Annotated in this window: 13 protein-coding genes; 7 read left to right on the top strand and 6 right to left on the bottom strand. The window is 41.6% G+C overall.

From position 1 onward, the window contains the following. Window positions 1-82: 82 nt before the first annotated feature. Entirely contained in the window at window positions 83-1,243 is a 1,161-nt protein-coding gene (locus tag AC3Z9T_RS04210) for an MFS transporter (protein ID WP_490124943.1), read from the bottom strand. A 93-nt stretch (window positions 1,244-1,336) separates the two neighbouring features. On the opposite strand from AC3Z9T_RS04210, the gene AC3Z9T_RS04205 reads away from it, so the two are divergent. Beyond that, complete coding sequence (locus AC3Z9T_RS04205; RefSeq protein WP_490124942.1) at window positions 1,337-2,269, top strand: LysR family transcriptional regulator; 933 nt, start codon at window positions 1,337-1,339, stop codon at window positions 2,267-2,269. A gap of 6 nt (window positions 2,270-2,275) precedes the next feature. On the opposite strand, the gene AC3Z9T_RS04200 is transcribed toward AC3Z9T_RS04205, so the two are convergent. The 3 genes from AC3Z9T_RS04200 to AC3Z9T_RS04190 all read right to left on the bottom strand — a co-directional run bounded on the left by AC3Z9T_RS04200 (window position 2,276) and on the right by AC3Z9T_RS04190 (window position 4,368). Continuing rightward, the gene (locus tag AC3Z9T_RS04200) at window positions 2,276-2,899 is read right to left on the bottom strand and encodes a helix-turn-helix transcriptional regulator (protein WP_490124941.1); all 624 of its coding nucleotides are present in this window, start codon (window positions 2,897-2,899) and stop codon (window positions 2,276-2,278) included. A gap of 87 nt (window positions 2,900-2,986) precedes the next feature. Beyond that, window positions 2,987-3,955, bottom strand: coding sequence for a threo-3-hydroxy-L-aspartate ammonia-lyase (locus tag AC3Z9T_RS04195; protein ID WP_490124940.1), 969 nt, complete (start codon window positions 3,953-3,955; stop codon window positions 2,987-2,989). Window positions 3,956-3,984: 29 nt separating this feature from the next. Continuing rightward, window positions 3,985-4,368 (bottom strand): RidA family protein, encoded by a 384-nt coding sequence (locus AC3Z9T_RS04190; RefSeq protein WP_490124939.1) that lies wholly within the window; start codon window positions 4,366-4,368, stop codon window positions 3,985-3,987. Window positions 4,369-4,759: 391 nt separating this feature from the next. On the opposite strand from AC3Z9T_RS04190, the gene AC3Z9T_RS04185 reads away from it, so the two are divergent. From AC3Z9T_RS04185 to AC3Z9T_RS04165, 5 genes are read left to right on the top strand one after another with little or no spacing between them, the layout of a single operon-like run. After that, window positions 4,760-8,500 (top strand): DUF4132 domain-containing protein, encoded by a 3,741-nt coding sequence (locus tag AC3Z9T_RS04185; RefSeq protein ID WP_490124938.1) that lies wholly within the window; start codon window positions 4,760-4,762, stop codon window positions 8,498-8,500. A gap of 23 nt (window positions 8,501-8,523) precedes the next feature. Beyond that, window positions 8,524-9,633 carry an ATP-binding protein gene (locus AC3Z9T_RS04180; protein ID WP_490124937.1) on the top strand — a complete coding sequence of 370 codons (1,110 nt, stop codon included), beginning with the start codon at window positions 8,524-8,526 and terminating at the stop codon, window positions 9,631-9,633. Between the two features lie 26 nt (window positions 9,634-9,659). Further along, window positions 9,660-12,215, top strand: coding sequence for a DUF5682 family protein (locus tag AC3Z9T_RS04175; protein ID WP_490124936.1), 2,556 nt, complete (start codon window positions 9,660-9,662; stop codon window positions 12,213-12,215). Next, entirely contained in the window at window positions 12,208-13,377 is a 1,170-nt protein-coding gene (locus AC3Z9T_RS04170; protein ID WP_490124935.1) for a VWA domain-containing protein, read from the top strand. The genes AC3Z9T_RS04175 and AC3Z9T_RS04170 overlap by 8 nt, the downstream gene beginning before the upstream one ends. Beyond that, window positions 13,374-15,410 (top strand): SWIM zinc finger family protein, encoded by a 2,037-nt coding sequence (locus AC3Z9T_RS04165; protein WP_490124934.1) that lies wholly within the window; start codon window positions 13,374-13,376, stop codon window positions 15,408-15,410. Before AC3Z9T_RS04170 ends, AC3Z9T_RS04165 begins: the two co-directional genes overlap by 4 nt. 60 nt (window positions 15,411-15,470) lie before the next feature. Here the strand turns inward: AC3Z9T_RS04165 and AC3Z9T_RS04160 are convergent, their stop codons facing one another. Beyond that, the gene (locus AC3Z9T_RS04160) at window positions 15,471-15,968 is read right to left on the bottom strand and encodes a MarR family winged helix-turn-helix transcriptional regulator (RefSeq protein ID WP_490124933.1); all 498 of its coding nucleotides are present in this window, start codon (window positions 15,966-15,968) and stop codon (window positions 15,471-15,473) included. 84 nt (window positions 15,969-16,052) lie between these two features. Here AC3Z9T_RS04160 and AC3Z9T_RS04155 point away from each other — a divergent pair, with 84 nt between their 5' ends. Next, window positions 16,053-16,931, top strand: coding sequence for an EamA family transporter (locus AC3Z9T_RS04155; protein WP_490124932.1), 879 nt, complete (start codon window positions 16,053-16,055; stop codon window positions 16,929-16,931). Between the two features lie 65 nt (window positions 16,932-16,996). Here AC3Z9T_RS04155 and AC3Z9T_RS04150 read toward each other — a convergent pair whose 3' ends face one another. Then, on the bottom strand, window positions 16,997-19,186 hold the full coding sequence (locus AC3Z9T_RS04150; RefSeq protein ID WP_490124931.1) for a glycoside hydrolase: 2,190 nt from the start codon (window positions 19,184-19,186) through the stop codon (window positions 16,997-16,999). Window positions 19,187-19,281: the final 95 nt, after the last annotated feature.

The following is a 19,281-nucleotide window of genomic DNA, read 5'->3' as shown; positions in this document are numbered from 1 at the left end:
CTGGTGAATTAAGCTGTTATTTATCGAACAGAAACGGGCTCAACGTAACAACAAAAAAACTTAAAAGTCATCTGAAAGTACTTTAACCTTCGCGGTAGCTTAATAGAATAATTAATGTAATAAGTAGCAAAAGTAAAGCAATCAATAGATTAGTATGAAAATCGCTCAATGCCACGGTGAGTCCACCTAGAGCAGAGCCTGCTGCGATCCCTAAGTTGAAAAAAGCGATATAAAGGGAGCTGGTGATCTCAATATACTTGTTACTGTGAATAATCATCCATGTCATCAGCACCACTGAAACCCCACCATACATGAAGCCCCACAACAACAGGTTTGCGCTGCCAGTCATGATATTTATCGGTAGTAGTAGGAATATCGCCAGAGATGCACTGATCCCAAACACCACTGTGATTATCGTTGGATTCAGCCGTTTGCTGGCGCAAAGACCTAAGATAAAATTACCTGCTATACCCGCCAAACCATAGATCAGCAGTATACCGCTCAGCTGTTGCCCATTAATTTCACCTTCAGCGGTGAGTAATGGGCGAATATAAGTAAAAGCCATAAAGTGAGCAGCAACGACCAGTAAAGTGATGTTTAAACCAATGGCAATAACAGGTCGCTTAGCTTGTTGAATAAATAAACTAACGGTTGGAACCTGTAAGCTGGGCAAGTTTGGCAAGCTATAAGCCATTAATATGAATAATAAACAGGAAAAACCGCTCATTACCGCAAATACACCACGCCAACCTAACCATTCACCAATAAGCACACCTAAAGGAATACCAATAACAGAAGCTGCAGCGACACCACCAAAAATCAAGGATGTCGCAAAACCAATCTGTTTTGCTGCAACTAAACGCGGAGCGAGCCCACCTGCATTTGCCCAGATGATGCCAATACAGATACCCACAAAAAATCGACTGAGCAGTAATATCCAAAAGTAGGGAGTTATTGCTGATATTAGGTTACAAACGATCAGCAGCATCACACCAAATAATAGAAGTGTTTTGCGGTCAAAATGACCAGTAAAAAGTACGACTAAAGGTGAACTGATAGCGGCAACGATGGCGGGTATTGTCATCAGCAAACTGACGCTAGAAAGCGAAACAGAGAACTGTTCAACAATCGGGTTTAACAAGCCAATGGGTAACATTTCTGTGGTAACAACCGCAAAGGTGGCAAACGAAGCAGCAATCACGGCCCACCATGAAGTTTTTTTTGTGGAAGTTTCTATCATCATTATTTATCAACATGCTATTAAAAAGTACGCAAAGCATATAAGGGAAGGTATGATAGATAAATATCATTATCGTCACTTCATTGGGGACAAATAGTGTCGAATAAAACGATGTTATTGATTGATAATCTGACTGACTTAAATGTATTTGTGGATGTGGTTGAAACGGGCAGTTTTACTCTGTCGGCTCAACGTTTACAGTTGTCTCGATCCGCAGTAGGTAAATGTGTTGCTCGCCTAGAGGCGCGCTTGCAGGTTCGGTTGTTACATCGTACGACTCGAAGTATTCGACTGAGTGATGAAGGACAAACTGTATATGGATCTGCATTACGTATTTTGTCTGAAATTGAACAAGTCGAAAATACGCTCAGTCAAGGGCAGCAGCAACCCCGAGGGTTATTAAGAGTGACTGTTCCCGTGGTATTTGGGCGACGTTTTGTGATGCCAATTGTGCAGTGTTATCTATCGCGCTGGCCTGACGTTGAGGTTGATGTCGATTTTTCAGATGATTATTGCGATATGATCCGCGATGGATTTGATGTGGCAATCAGGATCGGCGGCAATGATGACAATCGATTAGTACGTAAAGTGCTAGCGCCACATCGTTATATCACTTGTGCTTCTCAAGCGTATTTACAGCAGCATGGGGCGCCTCAGCTGCTCACTGATTTATCTCAACATCAGTTGTTGGGGTTTCGACATAGAGGAAATAATGTCCCTTGGCACTTCAAAACTGAACAAGGGAAAACCAGTTACCCTGTTAATGGGCGCTTATTACTCAATGATACAGAGGCGATCCTTGATGCGGCCATACAAGGTCAAGGGATCTGCCAGCTTGGTGCCTTTTTGGTGAGTGAGTCAATTCAAAATGGTCAACTTCAGCCCGTGCTGACGCGATACTCCCAGCCAGAACCCCCTGTATGTGCACTCTATCCAACAAAACGTTATTTACCCCCTAGAGTACGCTTGTTTTTACAGCTTTTTGATGAGCAGTGGCAGGGGAAAGCTGTTTGGGAGCAAAACTGCTAATATTGGCTATTTTTTGGCGTAGAGGTAAACCGAGGCACGTGAAACACCCAAATGATGTGCAACAGTTTCCATCGACTTTTTCACATCAAGTAATCCTTCATTTCTCAATACCTCAATCAACGCTTTGCGCTCATCGGCTTTCAAGGTACGAGGACTAGCAGATAGGGCGGCAGCGTATTGGTCGATGCGCTGGCGAATAGCTTCACTACCATTAGGCTCAAGATGCTCTTTCACTGGGCCAGTCCCGACTTGGGTAAATTGGTTGAGGACACTTTGCATACTTCTAAATAAGGTCATGTCAACATTTAAGCAAAGTGCCGCCACATAATGACCGTTTTCATCTTTTATACCAATCGATGTGCTTTTAGCTGGGCGCCCATCAGCAAACTGATTGGCATAATTAGCAATAATGTGCGGAAAATCATCTGATTCAATACGCGCTAAACCTAACTCAGTGGTTGGTTCGCCAACACGACGCCCAGACAGGTTATTATGAATGGAAAGAATGGAGTTGGTAGGGTGTTTTAAATCATGGACAACCACTTCACAAAAAGGGGCAAAAGTTTCACTTAGCCCTTCGGCGATAGCTTCTATTTGTGCCAGTAATGAATTTTCCTTTAAAACGCTCATCAAGCTCCCCTTAACCTTGTGATATATTGCTTGTTTTATCTAATTTTATACTATTCTTATCGTGGCTAATAGTTAAGGGGGCATTAATTATTTGGAAAGATATTCGGCGAAACGTAAAATATCCACGTTACCACCACTGACAATAATTCCAACACGTTTGCCTTTTAATTGTTCTTTCATTTTTTTGGCGGCAGCAAACGATAAACAGCCCGTTGGTTCAACTACCATTTTCATGCGTTCTGCATAAAACTTCATACAGTCAATTAATTCGTCATCACTGACCGTCATAATGTCATCAACATTTTGACGAATAATTTCAAAAGTATAGTGGCCTAAATGTGATGTTTGTGCGCCGTCGGCAATGGTTTTTGGGGTATCGATATGGACAATTTTGCCAGTACGGAATGATTGCTGCCCGTCATTACCTGCTTCAGGTTCGACACCATAGATTTGGCAGTTAGGTGATAGCGCTTGTGCCGCAAGGGCGCTTCCTGAAAGGAGTCCACCGCCGCCTAAGCAAACAAATAGTGCATCTAATTCACCTACCTCTTCAAATAGCTCTTTTGCGGCAGTGCCTTGACCCGCGATGACATGAGGGTGGTCATAGGGCGGTATCAATGCATAACCATGCTTATCCACTAAATCTTGGCAAAACTGTTCCCGATCATCTTTATAACGGTCAAAATAAACCACATTTGCACCGTAACCTTTGGTTGCTGCGACTTTTACTGCCGGAGCATCAAGTGGCATTGCAATGGTAGCTGGGATATTTAACAACTTAGCTGCTAAAGCGATACCTTGAGCATGGTTCCCCGATGAGAAGGTAATTACACCTGCGGCTTTTTGCTCTGGGGTAAATTGTGATAACGCATTCATCGCCCCGCGGAACTTAAAGGCCCCCATGCGTTGATAGTTTTCACATTTAAAAAATAACTCAGCCCCTAATTGCTCATTGGCTGTGCGCGATGTCATAACTGGGGTTTTATTAGCGTAGTCTGCGATCCTTTGTGAAGCTAACTCAACATCTTGATAAGTAGGAAGTAAAAGATTTGTCATTTCATCACCACTAAGTTGTTTGATTGAAATTAATTATTATATGCAATCGCTTCGATTTCTAGGGCTGCATCGTGATGTAACTGAGCGACCCCGGCGACAGCGCGAGCGGGGCGACTATCGCCCATCCATTTTGCGTAGAGTTGGTTAAACTCAGGCCAATTAGCCATGTCGGTGACATAAACTCGCACCTGAACTAACTGCTGTTTAGACACACCGGCACTGTCTAAGCAAGCATCGATTTTGTTGAATACTAACGCGGTTTGCTCTGCAAAAGACCTTGCTGTTTGTAGGATGCCATCTTTGTCAGAAGGAAGTTGCCCTGAAATAAACACAAACCCACCAGCTACAGTGTAGTGAGAGTAGTGCCCAGCGGGTGCGCTCAGTGTTTCACTGTTTTTAAATTGAATTACCATAAGTAAACTCACATTATCTTAAATGTACATAAAGTCTAATATTAGACTTTATGTTTAGTCAATGGTATTTTTTACCTTTTGAGTTCTTAATTAATAACACACTGATTATGTGTTAATTATTTATTGGTTATCACAATTCTTATTTTTTAAACATAAAATTGTTATGTAATCTTTTTCTATCAATAAAGGCATAGTGAAGAAAATAAATTTAAATAGAGTCGAAAAATAAATAAATAAGTCAATTTGACGATAAATAACAAAATTTTTAGCAGGAAAAACTTACACATAAAATAATCTGAACAAGGCCAAAATCGAATAGGAATAATCAAATTGTCGGAAGGGTTGTTTCATGGTAACAATATGTTATATAAATATATTTTAGGGGTTCGTAATGGCTAAAGTTCAGTTTGATATACTACCGATTTATGGAAAAAAAGATGTCAGTGCAACAGAAAAATATTTACAAGAAGCACTATTGCCTTTCGCCGCATTTGATCAACAACTCCCTAAGCAAATAATTGAATATGTACTTGATGGCAGCGAGCCAAATATATTAGTTCAATTAGCTCAATTAACCGCCGATAAAGCTGCCGTTTTATTAGACAAACCAGGTACCATTGATTGGTGGTGGCCAGCAAATAATGCAGATTCAGGCCAATTCACTAAAATAATACGTCAAGGTTTGAATGCACGTCATAAGTTGTATGCCAAAGTGGGTGATTCATTATCTGCACAACAAACGGCAAGGTTTGCCAAAGTGATAGCGGCGGCTTGTCAGGACATCAACATTAAAATAATGACTCAAGAGCTTCCAAGCTGGGTGCTGTACTTATTAGGTGATGCCTTCTATACCACTTTTGGCTCTCGAGGCGGTCGTAACAGTAATTATGAACATCGCGATCATTGGAGCTTAAATTTATTAGCTGAGATGGTTGAACAAGAAACAGATAAACCCGCAAATACAATTTTGTATGCTATTTTCGATCGCCAACAGCTTTCAGACTACCACTATACCAACTTACTGCGCGTATTTAGCATTCCGAGATTGACAGAGTATCTTATTGAACAACAAGATTTTGTTCGCGGATCGCTAGCTAAGAACTTATCCGCCGCAGGGCAAATTCAATTTATTGACTGCTTGAAGAAAGAAGCTGAGCTTTGTGCAACCTTTGCTGATGTTATCGTCAGTTACGCAACTAGCACACTGAAAACAGTGCGTACTGCTGCAGAGCCGGTCATGGCCATTTTGCCAGTAGAGTCAGTTAACACTTATCTTACGCAGATCTTATTAGAAGGCACGCCGAAACAAAGAACTCAAGCTGCTGATTTATTCGCTCGGATTGGCGAAGGTCGCGACGTACTTGAAAGCGCCTTGCAAACAGAAAAAAATAAAACCGTGCTTAAAGGGATCGAAAGTGCTATTTCGCGTTTTGACGTGATGGATACAGCGAATGAAATTGCAGAAACGGTGTTACCGCCATTAGTTGAAATAGACGATACCCCGCTTCCTGAAAGTGTACGTGATATATTAGCGAATAACTTCAATGAGATGCTAATTAAAGCACAAGAGTCCGCTGAACGTGAAATTGAAGCCAATAAAACAGAAAAACACCCCTACAACTGGGCGCAACGGCATTACAAAGAGTTTAGTAAACTGACGGAAGAACAATGTCGCGGGATATTAGATAAATTAAATAGTGGTGAAGGGATAATCTCCGCACATGAAGAGGCTGTGATCCGTCATAAAGAAAAGATCCTTAATTTGCCTGAATTCACCTTATTCCATGGTTTACGGTTATTAAGCAATAACAGAACCAAAGAGAGCCATTTTTCGCATTATCAATTTAGATCACAAATACCGGCTCGCTTGTTAGCTTCATTGGAACTACGCCAATTAGCGCAAGTACTTGCGAATTGTCATTATGCGGATGCAAACCGTCTTGTGGCTGACTTTTGCTTAGGAAGCTATGCCAGAGGATTAGACTATTTTCCAAATAATGAGCAAGTTTGGCCGTTTTTTGTTCAGTATCCAGACTTCCTTGCCGAGGCATTGGGGCTGATCCCGCGTCCACAAAAACAACGCTCATATGATGAATATGATGCGACAAATGCAATTGACGTTATGGCGAAGTTGCCGGTTTTACCGGGGCGTTTTATTCCACGTATTATGGAACTTGCGTTGGGTGAAAATAAAACTCATCGCCGAAATGCGCAAGAACTGCTCGAAACATTACCGAATATTCATTTAAACGCAGCAGAAGGTTTAGATTCAGGGAAACAAGAGATCCGCGTTACGGCAATTGAATGGTTAGCACGCTTACAGCACCCTGATTCATTACCTCAATTATATGCGTTGTTGAAAAAAGAAAAACGAGAGGTGGTTCGTGCGGCATTGTTAACTGCTCTCGAACAATTTAATGAAGATATTTCAGGTTACCTATCGCCGAAAGTGCTATTAGATGAAGCTCAGAAAGGGCTAAAAGCCAAAGCACCTGCGAGTATGGCGTGGTTTGATTTAGACAGTATTCCTTCATTAACATGGCAAAATAAAAAAGCCGTTGATAGTGATATTATCCGCTGGTGGATCATTTTAGCGATTAAATTAAAAATGCCTGCGGGTAACGGGTTACTACAACGTTATATCAGTTTACTCAGTCAAGATAGCCAGCAAAAATTAGCCAGCTTTGTACTTAACAGTTTTATTAGCCAAGATGTTCGTGGGCCATCACTTGAAGAAGCGATGAAAGAAGCCGAACATCATGCGCCACAGCGCCAGAAAAGTTATTTAGGTTATGCAAAAAGCTACCCTGAATACTATTCACAATATGAAAACTATACACTTGAGCAAGCGATTAACGACATTAAAAATGAAGTTCTACGTCGTTATTTAGGCTCTGCTATCAGTGATAAAGGCATGTTGGCATTAGTTTGTGGTATTGAAGGGCACATTGCTGTGGCTATGTTGCGCAATTATATGCGTGACCATTATCAACGCCGTGCACAAATCGAAGCCATGATTGATGCCATTGCGGTAAGTAATGACCCTCTGATTATTCAGTTACTACTTTCACTGTCTCGTCGTTATCGAACCTCCTCTGTACAGGAAAAAGCACGTGGGCTGGTGACTGAGATTGCACAACGTAATGGTTGGAGTGCTGATGAATTGGCTGATCGTACTATTCCAACCGCAGGTTTAGATGAAACAGGAACGCTGGTGTTGGAGTATGGAGAACGTCAATTTACAGCGCGTTTAGATGCACAACAAAAATTGGTGTTGTTTAACCCTGAAGGTAAAGAGATCAAAGCATTACCAGCTGCACGTAAAACCGATAATGAAGAACTGATTAAAGAATCTAAAAAGTTATTTACTTCAAGTAAAAAAGAACTAAAACAAGTCATTGATCTGCAATCAGTGCGTCTGTATGAAGCGATGTGCGCGCAGCGCCAATGGAGTACCGCAGATTGGCAAGAGTATATTCAAGCTCACCCCATCATGCGTGGCTTAATTGAGCGCCTTGTATGGATGGAAGTCAACGATGACAAGGTTATCAATATGTTTAGGCCATCTGATGATGGTAGCTTGCTCAATCTTGAAGATGATGAAATCAGTTTAACGGATGGATCACTGATCCAATTAGCCCATGCAGCACTGCTCAGCGAAGACGACCGTAAAGGTTGGTTAGCCCACTTTAAAGACTACAAAGTGAAGTTTTTATTTTCGCAAATGGAGCACAAAATTCCTGATTTAGCGCTCACGGTAACTGAAGTTGAAGATAAAAAAGGTTGGATCACAGACACCTTCACCTTACGAGGAGTATTAACCAAACTGGGCTATCAGCGTGGTCAAGCGGAAGATGGGGGCAGCTTTAGTCATTATTACAAACATTTTTCTAGTATGAATCTGTATGTCTACATTGAATTCAGTGGTAGTTATGTGCCAGAAGAAAATATCCCAGCAGTTTTGTTCTCGCTCAGCTTTGAGAACAGCCAAAAGAGCTCTTGGGAGCGTAGTTATATAGAACTAAAAAATGTGCCACCGATTTTATTGGCTGAAAGTTATGCGGATTATTTAAAAGTTGCCGATGCCTGTTCAGGTTTTGATCCTGAGTGGGAAAGCAAAACACCTTGGTAATTGCGATTAATAGGAAATAGAGAATGGCTAAGAAAAAAGCATCAGAGCCTTCTGCAATCCGTGAAAGTGCAGAAATTCGTTTTGCTGATGAACTCGAACGCCTAACACAAGCTGATAGTGATAACCCGAAGCCACAAGGCTGGCTTCGTTCACCAAGAGCGGTTAGACGATTTATATTAGGTGATGAAGAACTGAACATTAGCCCAAAATTCTTTGGGGATGATGCGCTGGTTGATCGCGCTATCGTAACCTTGTTAGGTAAGCAGGGCCTGATGCTAGTGGGCGAACCGGGTACAGCAAAGTCTATGCTATCTGAATTATTAGCAGCTGCAATTAGTGGCGATTCAGGGCTAACTATCCAAGGAACTGCAGGTACAACGGAAGATCATATCAAATATTCGTGGAACTATGCGCTCTTGCTGGCCGAAGGCCCAACAGAAAAAGCACTGGTTAGCTCGCCACTTTATCAAGGCATGCTAGAAGGCAAAATTGTCCGTTTTGAAGAGATCACTCGTTGTCCTCCTGAAATACAGGATGTGCTGGTTTCTCTCATGTCTGAAAAGCAGATGATGATCCCTGAAATGAAAGATAATGCACGCATCAGCGCAAAATCAGGCTTTAACTTAATTGGCACCGCTAACTTACGTGACCGCGGCGTACATGAGATGTCTTCGGCATTAAAGCGCCGTTTTAACTTTGAAACGGTGCGGCCTATTCAAGATGCACAATTTGAAATTGAATTAATTAATAAACAATTAATAGCTGAATTAGGTGAACTTAATCAACAGGTCAACATTCCTATCAACGTGATCGAACTGTTGGTGACAACTTTTCAAGAGCTACGTTCAGGTAGCACCAAAGAAGGTGGCAATATCAAAACGCCTGATGCCGTGATGTCAACGGCCGAAGCAGTCAATATTGCCTATGCATGTGCGCTGGAAGCTCACTATTTAGGGGACGGTATACTCAGTGCGGGCGCTGTCGCTCGGCAATTAATTGGTGTGGTACTCAAAGATAACGTTGATGATATTAAACGGATGCGTTATTACATCGACAATGTGGCAAGAGAACGAGCGAAAGCCAGCCCTGAATGGAAAGCCTTCTTTGAAGCATCAAGGGAATTTTGGCGATAACTTCAATTTGATTAGGGAAATAAACGGTGAGTTTGCCATCAATAGCTTTGCCTGAAAGGCTGTCAGTTGCATTAAAAACACTGGCGTTGTTGCAAGACAATCAACTCTACTTTGCTCCAGTGCGCCATCATAGCCCTGCATGTGCTTATGGTGTTTTAACGCTAATTGAAACTGTTTCACCTGATTATGTTTTAATTGAAGGACCTGATAGCTTTGATCCATTGATAACAGGTTTGCTTGATCCAGAAACGTTGCCCCCAGTTGCTATTATGGGGCAGACCCAACGCAAACCATTGTTGCGGAATGAAAGTGAGAGTAGTGACGCTGTCACGTATTCGGCTTATTTTCCTTTTTGTGAGTATTCGCCTGAATGGCAAGCACTACAGGTTGGTCATAAAAAACAAGCTAAATTGCATTTTATTGATCTGCCGTGGGCTGCTCAGGTAGATATTGATAGCAATGCTGAAGAACAAAACCAAAGCCTACAAAAAGAACGTTATCTTGCTCATAGTCTGTTTATTTCTCAATTGGCTAAAAAATGTGGTTGCCGTGATCATGACGAATTATGGGAACATTTATTTGAATTACGAGCGCTTGAAGCATTATCTGATTGGCAATCACTATTTCAGGATACATTTATTTGGTGTGCATTAGCTCGTTTGGACTATGAGCCACAAGTGCTTGAAGCCGAAGGCTCTCTAGCACGTGAAGCGCATATGCAGGCACATATTCAAATGATAAAGCAACGAGAACCTAACGCAAAAATCGTTGTTGTCACGGGGGGATTTCATACTTTAGCCCTGATTGAAGGGCTGGCTACGGTGCAAGGTCACGGCTTTACGCTATCACCAACACAGCAGAAGTTGTTTAAACAAAAACAACAGTTTCAACAACAAGATAACGCATGGCTGATCCGTTATAGTTATGATCGGTTAGATGCACTCAATGGTTATGCATCAGGTATGCCTTCACCTGCTTTTTATCAGCAAGTCTGGCGTAGTTTGTTGGAACAGCAACAAGAAAATCTACCCTTCAAGCCAACTCAACATTACCGTCATCAACTCGGGGTGAAATTTTTATCTGAAGTTGCACATGTGCTACGTGAAAAGCAATTTGACCCTGCACCTGGCTATTTGTCGGTTAAGTTAGCAGCAGAGCAAAGCCAGCGACTGGCTGTATTTCGAGGGCATTTAGGGCCAAGTCGCTATGATCTTTTGGACGGATTACAAAGTGCCTTTATTAAAGGTAGTTTGGATGAAAGCCAAGAAGAACTATGGCAAGAAATTAAAACCTGTTTTTCGGGTTATAGATTGGGGCAGATCCCTAAAGGTACGATCACGCCACCATTGGTTGCTGAAACCTATGAAACAGCAAAAGCATATCGCTTCAAATTAGACGATACCCTCGCCAAAACCAGTCGACTGGATGTTTATCGCAACCCTCAGCATCGTTTACGCAGTCGTTTTCTGCATTTATTAGCATTTTTAGATATTCATTTTGCTAACCGTCTTAATGGACCTGATTTTTTAACCGGTTCGCAAATGGATTTACTGTTTGAGGAATGGCGATATGCATGGACACCCAATGTTGAAGGTGAGCTAATTGCTTTATCAGAGCAAGGGACTCGTTTACAAGCGATAGCGTTGAATAAACTGCTGAAAATGGAAAAGCAGCTTGAGCAAGATGGGTTAAACCGTTCTAGCCAAAATGCAGTGACTTTATTAATTCAGGCGGCAACCATTGGATTGGGTAAGCAATTGCCCGCATTGTTTGCACTACTTGATCGCTACATTCAACAAGATAACCAATTGGGTTCTTTAGTTGCCTGTGGCCATAAATTGATTCATTTATGGCGAGGTAGGCAACTGTTTGATATACAAGACGGGTTTTCCATCGATGAGCGATTACATCGTGTGATCCAGCAAGCATTCTATTGTTTAGATCAGCTGACTCACGGTGATGAGCAACAGCAAGAGCAATCATTTGATGTTCTGATGTCATGCAGAGAACTGATGATGTTTATGCCTGAAATTAATACAAGCAGTGATTATGGTGGGGAATTTTACCAGCAATTAAATCGCTTAGAAGGAATGCTTGAACAAACGCCACTGTTAAAAGGTGCGGTGGACGCGTTACGTTATCTCGGAGGAAGGTTGGATGAGACCTTGTTAACCCAAAAGGTTAAATGCAGTTTTAGTGCAGGCAGTGATCCAGAAATTGCCATTGGTTATTTTATCGGTTTGATGAGAGCGGCTCCTGAATTAGTGATCAGAATGCCGTTACTAGTCGATTCATTAAATCAATTATTAGCCCAATGGGATGAACAACGATTTATTCAAGTACTCCCTGACTTACGTTTTGCCTTTAGCCAATTGACGCCAAAACAAAATGCACAAATGGCCAATTATGTTGCGCAAGAGCTCGCTATCACAGCTCAAGAGCTTACATTACACCAAACAACATTTAGCGAAAAACAATTGTTAGATGCACTAAAAATCGAACAAAAATTACAAGCTAAGTTAACTGAACAAGGGTTGCAATGTTGGTTTGATGGACAAAAGGATCTACCTGAACATGAGTAACGATAGCTCAAAACCACAAAATGAACCATTAACTGATGAACAATTGCAATTAGCAAAACGTTGGCGGTTAATTTTAGGGCAATATGCCGATGATGCTCTTGGACAAGCGACATTTAACGCAAGTGAACTTAAAATTGAGCGCTCATTAGATTTCCTGTATCGCCGTGAATACCAACGCCGTGGATTGCGCCAAGAACGAGGGCGTCATGGTTCGCTTGATGCATCACAACTCACCGCCGTCAATTGGCTTAATCAAGCACGCAAGTTGTTCCCTAGCAGTACTTTTGAGCGTATGCAGTCTCAAGCGTTAGAGCGCTATGAAATCAGTAGTTTTTTAAAGGATCCACAAACGCTGAACGCGATGGAACCGACGAAAGCACTTGCAAAAACGTTGCTCAGTTTGCGTGGTAAAATGAGTGAAGAGACGCGTGATGCAGTTAAAAATATTATTCGTAAAGTCGTGGATGAAATTTTGCGTGAAATGCGCCATCAATTTCGCCAAGCAATCACAGGGCGAAAGAATCGTTTTCGCCGCTCGCTGATCCCAAATAGTCGTAATTTTGATTGGCGGGCAACCATTGCTGCTAATTTAAAAAACTATGATAGTGCCAATCAGCGTTTAGTCATTAAAACACCGTACTTTAATTCACGTCAACAACAACACTTACCGTGGGATGTCATCTTATGTGTTGACCAAAGTGGCTCAATGGCGAGTTCGATCATGTATGCCGCTGTTTGTGCCAGTATTTTGGCTGCATTACCGACCGTAAAAGTCTCTCTAGTGGTATTCGATACCCAAGTGGTCGATTTAAGCCATCTGGCTGATGATCCTGTTGAGGTATTGATGACCGTTCAATTAGGCGGTGGCACAAATATTGCTCAAGCGATGAAATACTGTGAAAGCCTGATCCGCAATCCAAAGAGAACCATTATTTCCCTGATCAGCGATTTTGAAGAAGGCGGTGCGCTCAGCCATTTATTGGATTGCATCCAACGACTCAATAGTCAACAGGTGAAGTTATTAGGTTTAGCTGCACTGGATGACCAAGCAGAGCCCATTTACGATCTTGAAATTGCTCAAAAATTGGCTGATAGAGGCATGCATGTTGCTGCATTGACACCTGAACACTTTGCTCTGTGGCTGGCGGAGGTAATGCAATGAATTGGCGTGACACTTATTTGCATTATGATGACGATGCGCTTGCTGTATTTGCTAATGTCGGTCTGCTACGACGAGCGCGCAAAGATGTCGATAATGATAAAGTCACATTGCTTGATGAAGCAGTAGGGGTTTTTAATAGTGATGGGCAACAGGTCACACTCAACCAACAAGGGATCCAAAAAGCACAATGTGATTGTACGGCGACAGGCTGCTGTAAACATATTTTAGCGGCAGTACTGTGGTTACAAGCCAATAACCAGCAACCAATAGCATTAGGCGAAGTTCAAGTTGATGAAACGGAACCATTACTGGCTGAATTATTAGCGCTAGATCCCGCATTAACCATGAAACAGGTTGCAAAAGCAGATTGCCGACTTGCTTGGCGTATGGTGCAGCAATGGGATGTATTGATATTTGAAGATCTCCATTCACAAATTAAAATTGTGCTACCCGAATATGATGATCCTGTTATCTATTTAAAAAATAATGGCTTTCAAGGGATGCTGTCATCGCTGCCTGAAAAGCTAAAACAGGCTTGTCATTTAGCGGTGATCGTTAAATTATTTAACCAACATCAATTAACTTGGCCTTGGCCTGAAGAATTCATTACGATACCTGAAGGGGAGCGGCCTTTAAGTAGTGATGAAATTAATGTTATTGAAATGATTTCGCGACTGATTGCCGATCTGTTACGACAAGGCTTATCACATATTAGCCGTAGTAGTGCCAAACAGTTGCATTTGTTGAACATGTCTGCACGAGCTGAAGGCTTACCGCGTTTAGCCGCATATTTACGGCATTTAAGTAAACAAATACAGAAGCTTGCCGACAAACATTTCACTATGGATGAAGCGCAGGTTTTACGTTTTATTGCGCAAATTTCCGCTTATTTGTATCAATTAAGCACATGCGATATTGGGCAATTAAGTGTACTAAGAGGGCAACCTAGACGCCAATATGATGATAAAGATAACGTATTATCGTTATTTCCTCTCGATGCGCAGTGGTGGCAAGCAGAAAGTGGTGCAGTGGGGGCTACATTCAGCTTTTGGGATAGTGATGAAAAGAGAGTAATTCAGTGTACTCAAGCTAGGGCTAATCAGCTAGATCAGATGTTTAATAAAGCTGCCGTTTGGAGAACACTGGCACTTTGGAAACAATCAGCAAGTAATTTAATGGCTCGCCCATTTACATTGCACTTACCTCGATTATCCGATACTGGCAAATTGGCGGCATCGGGTGATAGTTATGCTATCAGTACAACTAACTTAGTTTCTATGGATGAATATACACAGTTAAGATCTGAGTGTGGTTTTACTAATTGGTCACAGCTCACTGAATATTTTGATGCGTTACCTAACGATGCTATCTATGAGCCACAAGTTTTGCATATTCATCATTATCAACAATTAGATTGGAATGAAATAGAGCAATGTGTGAGCTGGGCTGTTAATGACGAAACCGATAACACCGCTTATTTACGTTTAAATTGGCAGGGTAATAATAATGGCAAAATTGAAGAGCTGCGTTTTATCACTAAACGTAATTTGCCGATTAGGGCCGTGACAGTGCAAGTGAGACACCAACAGCATGGTGTTATATTTGTTCCCTCCGCGATTTGGCTAGAAAAAGAGCACGGCATCCAACTGTTTTACCTTGATTTTGATTCAACACCACGGAAAAAGCAGAATTCGGGTTTTGTGAGCAACATTCAGGAATATATGGATAAAAAGTATCGACGTCACACTACTTTTGCACCACATCCTTCTTTGATGGAACAATTAACTAGACCTATTTTTTCTGTGTTGGAAACTCAGGCATGTACTGGGCGCAGTGGGCTATCAAAGCATCAAATTGATGAGCTAATGTTAGCAAAACGTACTGTTCAAGATTTAGGCATGCATTGGGTAGCTAAACAAATTGAATACTATATTGAAAATCCACAAAATATTAATGTGTTATTACGTTTAATTTATTTGTGTGAGCAATTAGAGCGCTCTCAATTATTACTGCCTCTTGAATTTAGTCAATAAAATTCAGAGTGACAGCTCTTCGCCGTTTACGGCGAAGGTTTGGGGCGGATTTTGCTAATTTTAATCGTCTTTTTGTGGCTCCAACGAAGACAAAAAAGAGCGCAATATGTGGTCGAGAGCAGCTTGCTCTTCTGTAGTTAAACAGGTGACTAACCGTGCTTGGTTAGCAACATGAGCCTCAATGGCTTGATTAATCACGATTAAACCTTTATCTGTCAGCGAGACAAGAAAACCGCGGCCATCGTCAGGATTTGGGTGGCGTGCGACTAAACCTGCTTTTTCAAGTTGATCGATTCGGTTTGTCATTGTTCCAGATGTAACCATCAAGGTTGCTAACATATCACCGGGTGACAACGTATATGGGCTTCCTGCACGGCGTAAAGTTGCTAGCACGTCAAAACTTGAGCGATTAAGCCCAAATTGCGCAAATACCTTCTCCATCTCACGAGTGAGATGAGCAACAATATTTCCTAAACGGCCAATTAACCCCATAGGGCTGATATCTAGGTCAGGACGTTCACGAGCCCATTGCTGAGTAATTTTATCAATGCGATCCATGGCGAAATAATGACAATAGTTTACCTTGACGTCAAGGTAAATTAAATTTATCTTGATATCAAGATAAATTATCAAGGCTTAGCTATGAACCGTTATGCAATTTTATTGTTAACTGCATTGGCTCCGATTGTTTGGGGGAGCACTTATTTAATTACCACAGAAATGTTGCCCGCAGGTTTCCCTTTAACTTTAGCGGCGTTAAGGGCTTTACCTGCTGGTTTATTATTATTGATTTGGTTACGTAAGCTGCCTAAAGGGATATGGTGGTTACGCGTTACTATTTTGGGAGTGCTGAATTTTTCGCTGTTTTGGTGGTTATTGTTTATCGCTGCCTATCGTTTACCGGGCGGTGTCGCAGCAACAGTTGGCGCAGTTCAACCATTAATCGTATTATTTCTTAGCTATTGGTTGTTAAAAAGCCAACTTGCAGCATTATCTATTATGGCTTCATTTGCAGGGATTGTCGGGGTTGCAATATTATTGCTGACACCAAATGCGGCGTTAGATGCAACAGGTATTATAGCTGGTTTAGCGGGCGCACTTTCGATGGCGGCAGGAACGGTATTGAGTCGGCGTTGGCAACCACCTGTATCTCCACTCACTTTTACTGCTTGGCAATTAACGGCCGGAGGGGTTGTCTTATTGCCATTTGCGCTTTGGCTAGAACCGTCACTCCCTGCACTGACCATGATTAATATCATTGGTATTAGCTATTTAACATTGATTGGTGGAGCGTTGACTTATGCGTTGTGGTTCAGAGGTCTTGCTTTGCTTGGACCTAGCTCTGTGGCTTCATTAGGTTTTCTGAGTCCAGTTAGTGCAGTGATCCTTGGATGGATATGGCTCGATCAGAGCCTAAGTCTACTACAATTTTGTGGAATGATAGTGATATTGGTAAGTGTGTGGACGAGTCAGCAGTCAGAAAAACGCTTAGCACAACGTAGGCTACAGCAAATGTGTTGATGAAATACGAAATGAAATACAGAGCAAATAAGGATAGCACTATTTGCTCTGTTGTTTATTCAAGCTTATTTAGGGTAGTTTTGCTTAATCACTTTTCCGTTAGATAAAATGGCTTTTAATGAACGAGGGGGAAGGTCATCAAAGGGTTTATCTGCAAAATTAACCATGATGATTGAGCCATCGCTAAATGTGGTTTGTTGTACCCAGCCATCTTGATCAAGCCATGTAAACCCGACTAATTTTTTATCCCACAATACGTTGTGTAACGGGCGAAAAATGCTATCCGATTTAAGCATGGCGGGGAGTCGCTGATTAATAGTGCCACGACTTAAATTATACAAAGGCGCGGTATTATACAATTGGCTCAGTAACTCTCTGGTCGTTTGAACTTCAGGAAATTTGAGATTATCAAATGTCCAGTGATGTGTGCTAATAATTGCATCGTGAAATACCGTTTGGTAGAGCGGAAGCCGCCAGCGAGGATCAAATTCAACGGTCAAATATGGCTGTTTTAATTTAGCTTTACTAAAGAAAGTTGCTGGCTCACTTTCTGGCCACCAAGCCCCAAAATAATAAGGTGAGTTTTTGTCTTTATGAATACTTTTATCACCCCAACCAAAACCCCATGTTTCCATGCCGTGGGCAAACATAAGATATTTAGCGGTCACTGCATTGCCATCTTCTGAACCTAATGGGATGCGAAGATTTTTTTCAATCCAACGGAGCCGTGCGTTACGTGCAGCGGTCATTTGCTCAGCGCTGGTATGGTTAATCGCACTATAGTCATTGACTACCATGCCTGTGCCATCAACATCAATAAATAGGCTATTGGTGTGTGAAAGCTCAAGTAACTCTTTGATACGCATTTGTGAATAGTCTTGCATGCAGCCTGGATTAAGGTAATAGCCTTTTCCGCCAAAACCGGGGCTTTTCTGACCATTTTTTTGCACGATGGCACATTTTTGCCTCAGTTCAGTCGGGATTTGAGCGGTCAACCATTCCTCATTTACCCCTGCAGGGATTGCGGTATCATATGAATCATAACTACCAATCAAGTAACCCAATTTTACGGCCTGTTCAACGGCTTCGGGTTGGTAAAAGGTCACTGACCAATTATCAACACCTAACCATAATTTAGGTAATCCATGAAGATTCAGTTGATTGATAAGTGGAATGGATAAACCTTGCCCCCAGTTCTCATTGCCTGTTAACCATGGTCCAAGTTGTTTTAGCACCATGTGCTCTATTTTTTGCGCTTGAATTTGTTGATAGCGTAAGAAATCACTGTCTTCCGGTGTTTTTGGATTAGGTTCGACAATTTTGAATGCTTCATTGAGAGCGCCAACTAAATAAGGTTGTTGCCACTTTTCTGGGGGAGATTGCTTGATTTTTTTGAATGTACGTTGGGCGTCTTTATCGAGAGCATCCCATATGAGTTTCCCTTTAGGTGATTGTAAATACTGATTAAGGCCTAGCCAATTTTTAATGTCTTGTTGATCTAATAACCCTTTCCCCCAGATATAAACATGGGTCGCACCAATCAGCTTATTGCCATCTGGGATATTAAGAAATTTTTCCTGTAACGTTTTAATTTCACCAATTGATTCTAAATATTGCCGATAAGCCAATGCACCATCTATTGGTGTTTCACCAATAGAGAGGATAACCTCAAAGGGTTGATTAAGATTAAATTGGTCAAACAAGTGACTCGATGACATTTGCAATTGATTAGACTGCTCAGAAAACAAAATTTTATTGCTAAATGGCGTGACAAGCAGCCAGCTATAGACATGATGTTGCTGTTGGCTCCAAAGTGGCAATTTAAGGTCATAATTGGTATCAATATCGTTTTGTTCATTAATCAAGTATTGCCGCCAAATTGGATTATTGGTAGGGACATGACTACCTTCCCCAATAGGTAAATACAACGCGGAAACGGATTCAGGTAGTTGATACCAATCTAACTTTTGCTCTTTTGAGGTTTGAAAACGCAATCGTAGTTGTTGATTCTCGAGATGAGCAGTGACCTGCATTTGTTTGTCAGGCCAATCCCACTGAGCTGTACCCGTGCTAGTGGTGAGTTTGTCTACCAGAGTTTGTGAGATACCACGGTTAATGAGCTCATTTTCATGAGTTATTTTTAACGTATCAGGCTCAATATCTAGCGAAAAACCATTATTTTGAAGTGTTAGTGCATGTGTGAATGAGCTGAACAAGAGCAGGGCGAGAGTTAATTTGTAAGGATATTTTGTCATTTTAAGGTGAGATCCTGTATTTATAAAATATCGCGTTGTAACTAACAATATTCTAACATGGGTGTAATTTAATCAAAAACAGATTTATCTATGGA

The organism is Providencia sp. 6390, from assembly GCF_058148425.1.
The sequence above is the reverse complement of the archived record's forward strand: the minus strand, read 5'-3'. Positions and strand labels throughout refer to the sequence as shown.

Coding starts and splice junctions, on each gene's coding strand:
- AC3Z9T_RS04210 (WP_490124943.1), bottom strand. CDS start 1,243: ATGATGATAGAAACTTCCACAAAAAAAACTTCATGGTGGGCCGTGATT.
- AC3Z9T_RS04200 (WP_490124941.1), bottom strand. CDS start 2,899: ATGAGCGTTTTAAAGGAAAATTCATTACTGGCACAAATAGAAGCTATC.
- AC3Z9T_RS04195 (WP_490124940.1), bottom strand. CDS start 3,955: ATGACAAATCTTTTACTTCCTACTTATCAAGATGTTGAGTTAGCTTCA.
- AC3Z9T_RS04190 (WP_490124939.1), bottom strand. CDS start 4,368: ATGGTAATTCAATTTAAAAACAGTGAAACACTGAGCGCACCCGCTGGG.
- AC3Z9T_RS04185 (WP_490124938.1), top strand. CDS start 4,760: ATGGCTAAAGTTCAGTTTGATATACTACCGATTTATGGAAAAAAAGAT.
- AC3Z9T_RS04180 (WP_490124937.1), top strand. CDS start 8,524: ATGGCTAAGAAAAAAGCATCAGAGCCTTCTGCAATCCGTGAAAGTGCA.
- AC3Z9T_RS04170 (WP_490124935.1), top strand. CDS start 12,208: ATGAGTAACGATAGCTCAAAACCACAAAATGAACCATTAACTGATGAA.
- AC3Z9T_RS04165 (WP_490124934.1), top strand. CDS start 13,374: ATGAATTGGCGTGACACTTATTTGCATTATGATGACGATGCGCTTGCT.
- AC3Z9T_RS04160 (WP_490124933.1), bottom strand. CDS start 15,968: ATGGATCGCATTGATAAAATTACTCAGCAATGGGCTCGTGAACGTCCT.
- AC3Z9T_RS04155 (WP_490124932.1), top strand. CDS start 16,053: ATGAACCGTTATGCAATTTTATTGTTAACTGCATTGGCTCCGATTGTT.
- AC3Z9T_RS04150 (WP_490124931.1), bottom strand. CDS start 19,186: ATGACAAAATATCCTTACAAATTAACTCTCGCCCTGCTCTTGTTCAGC.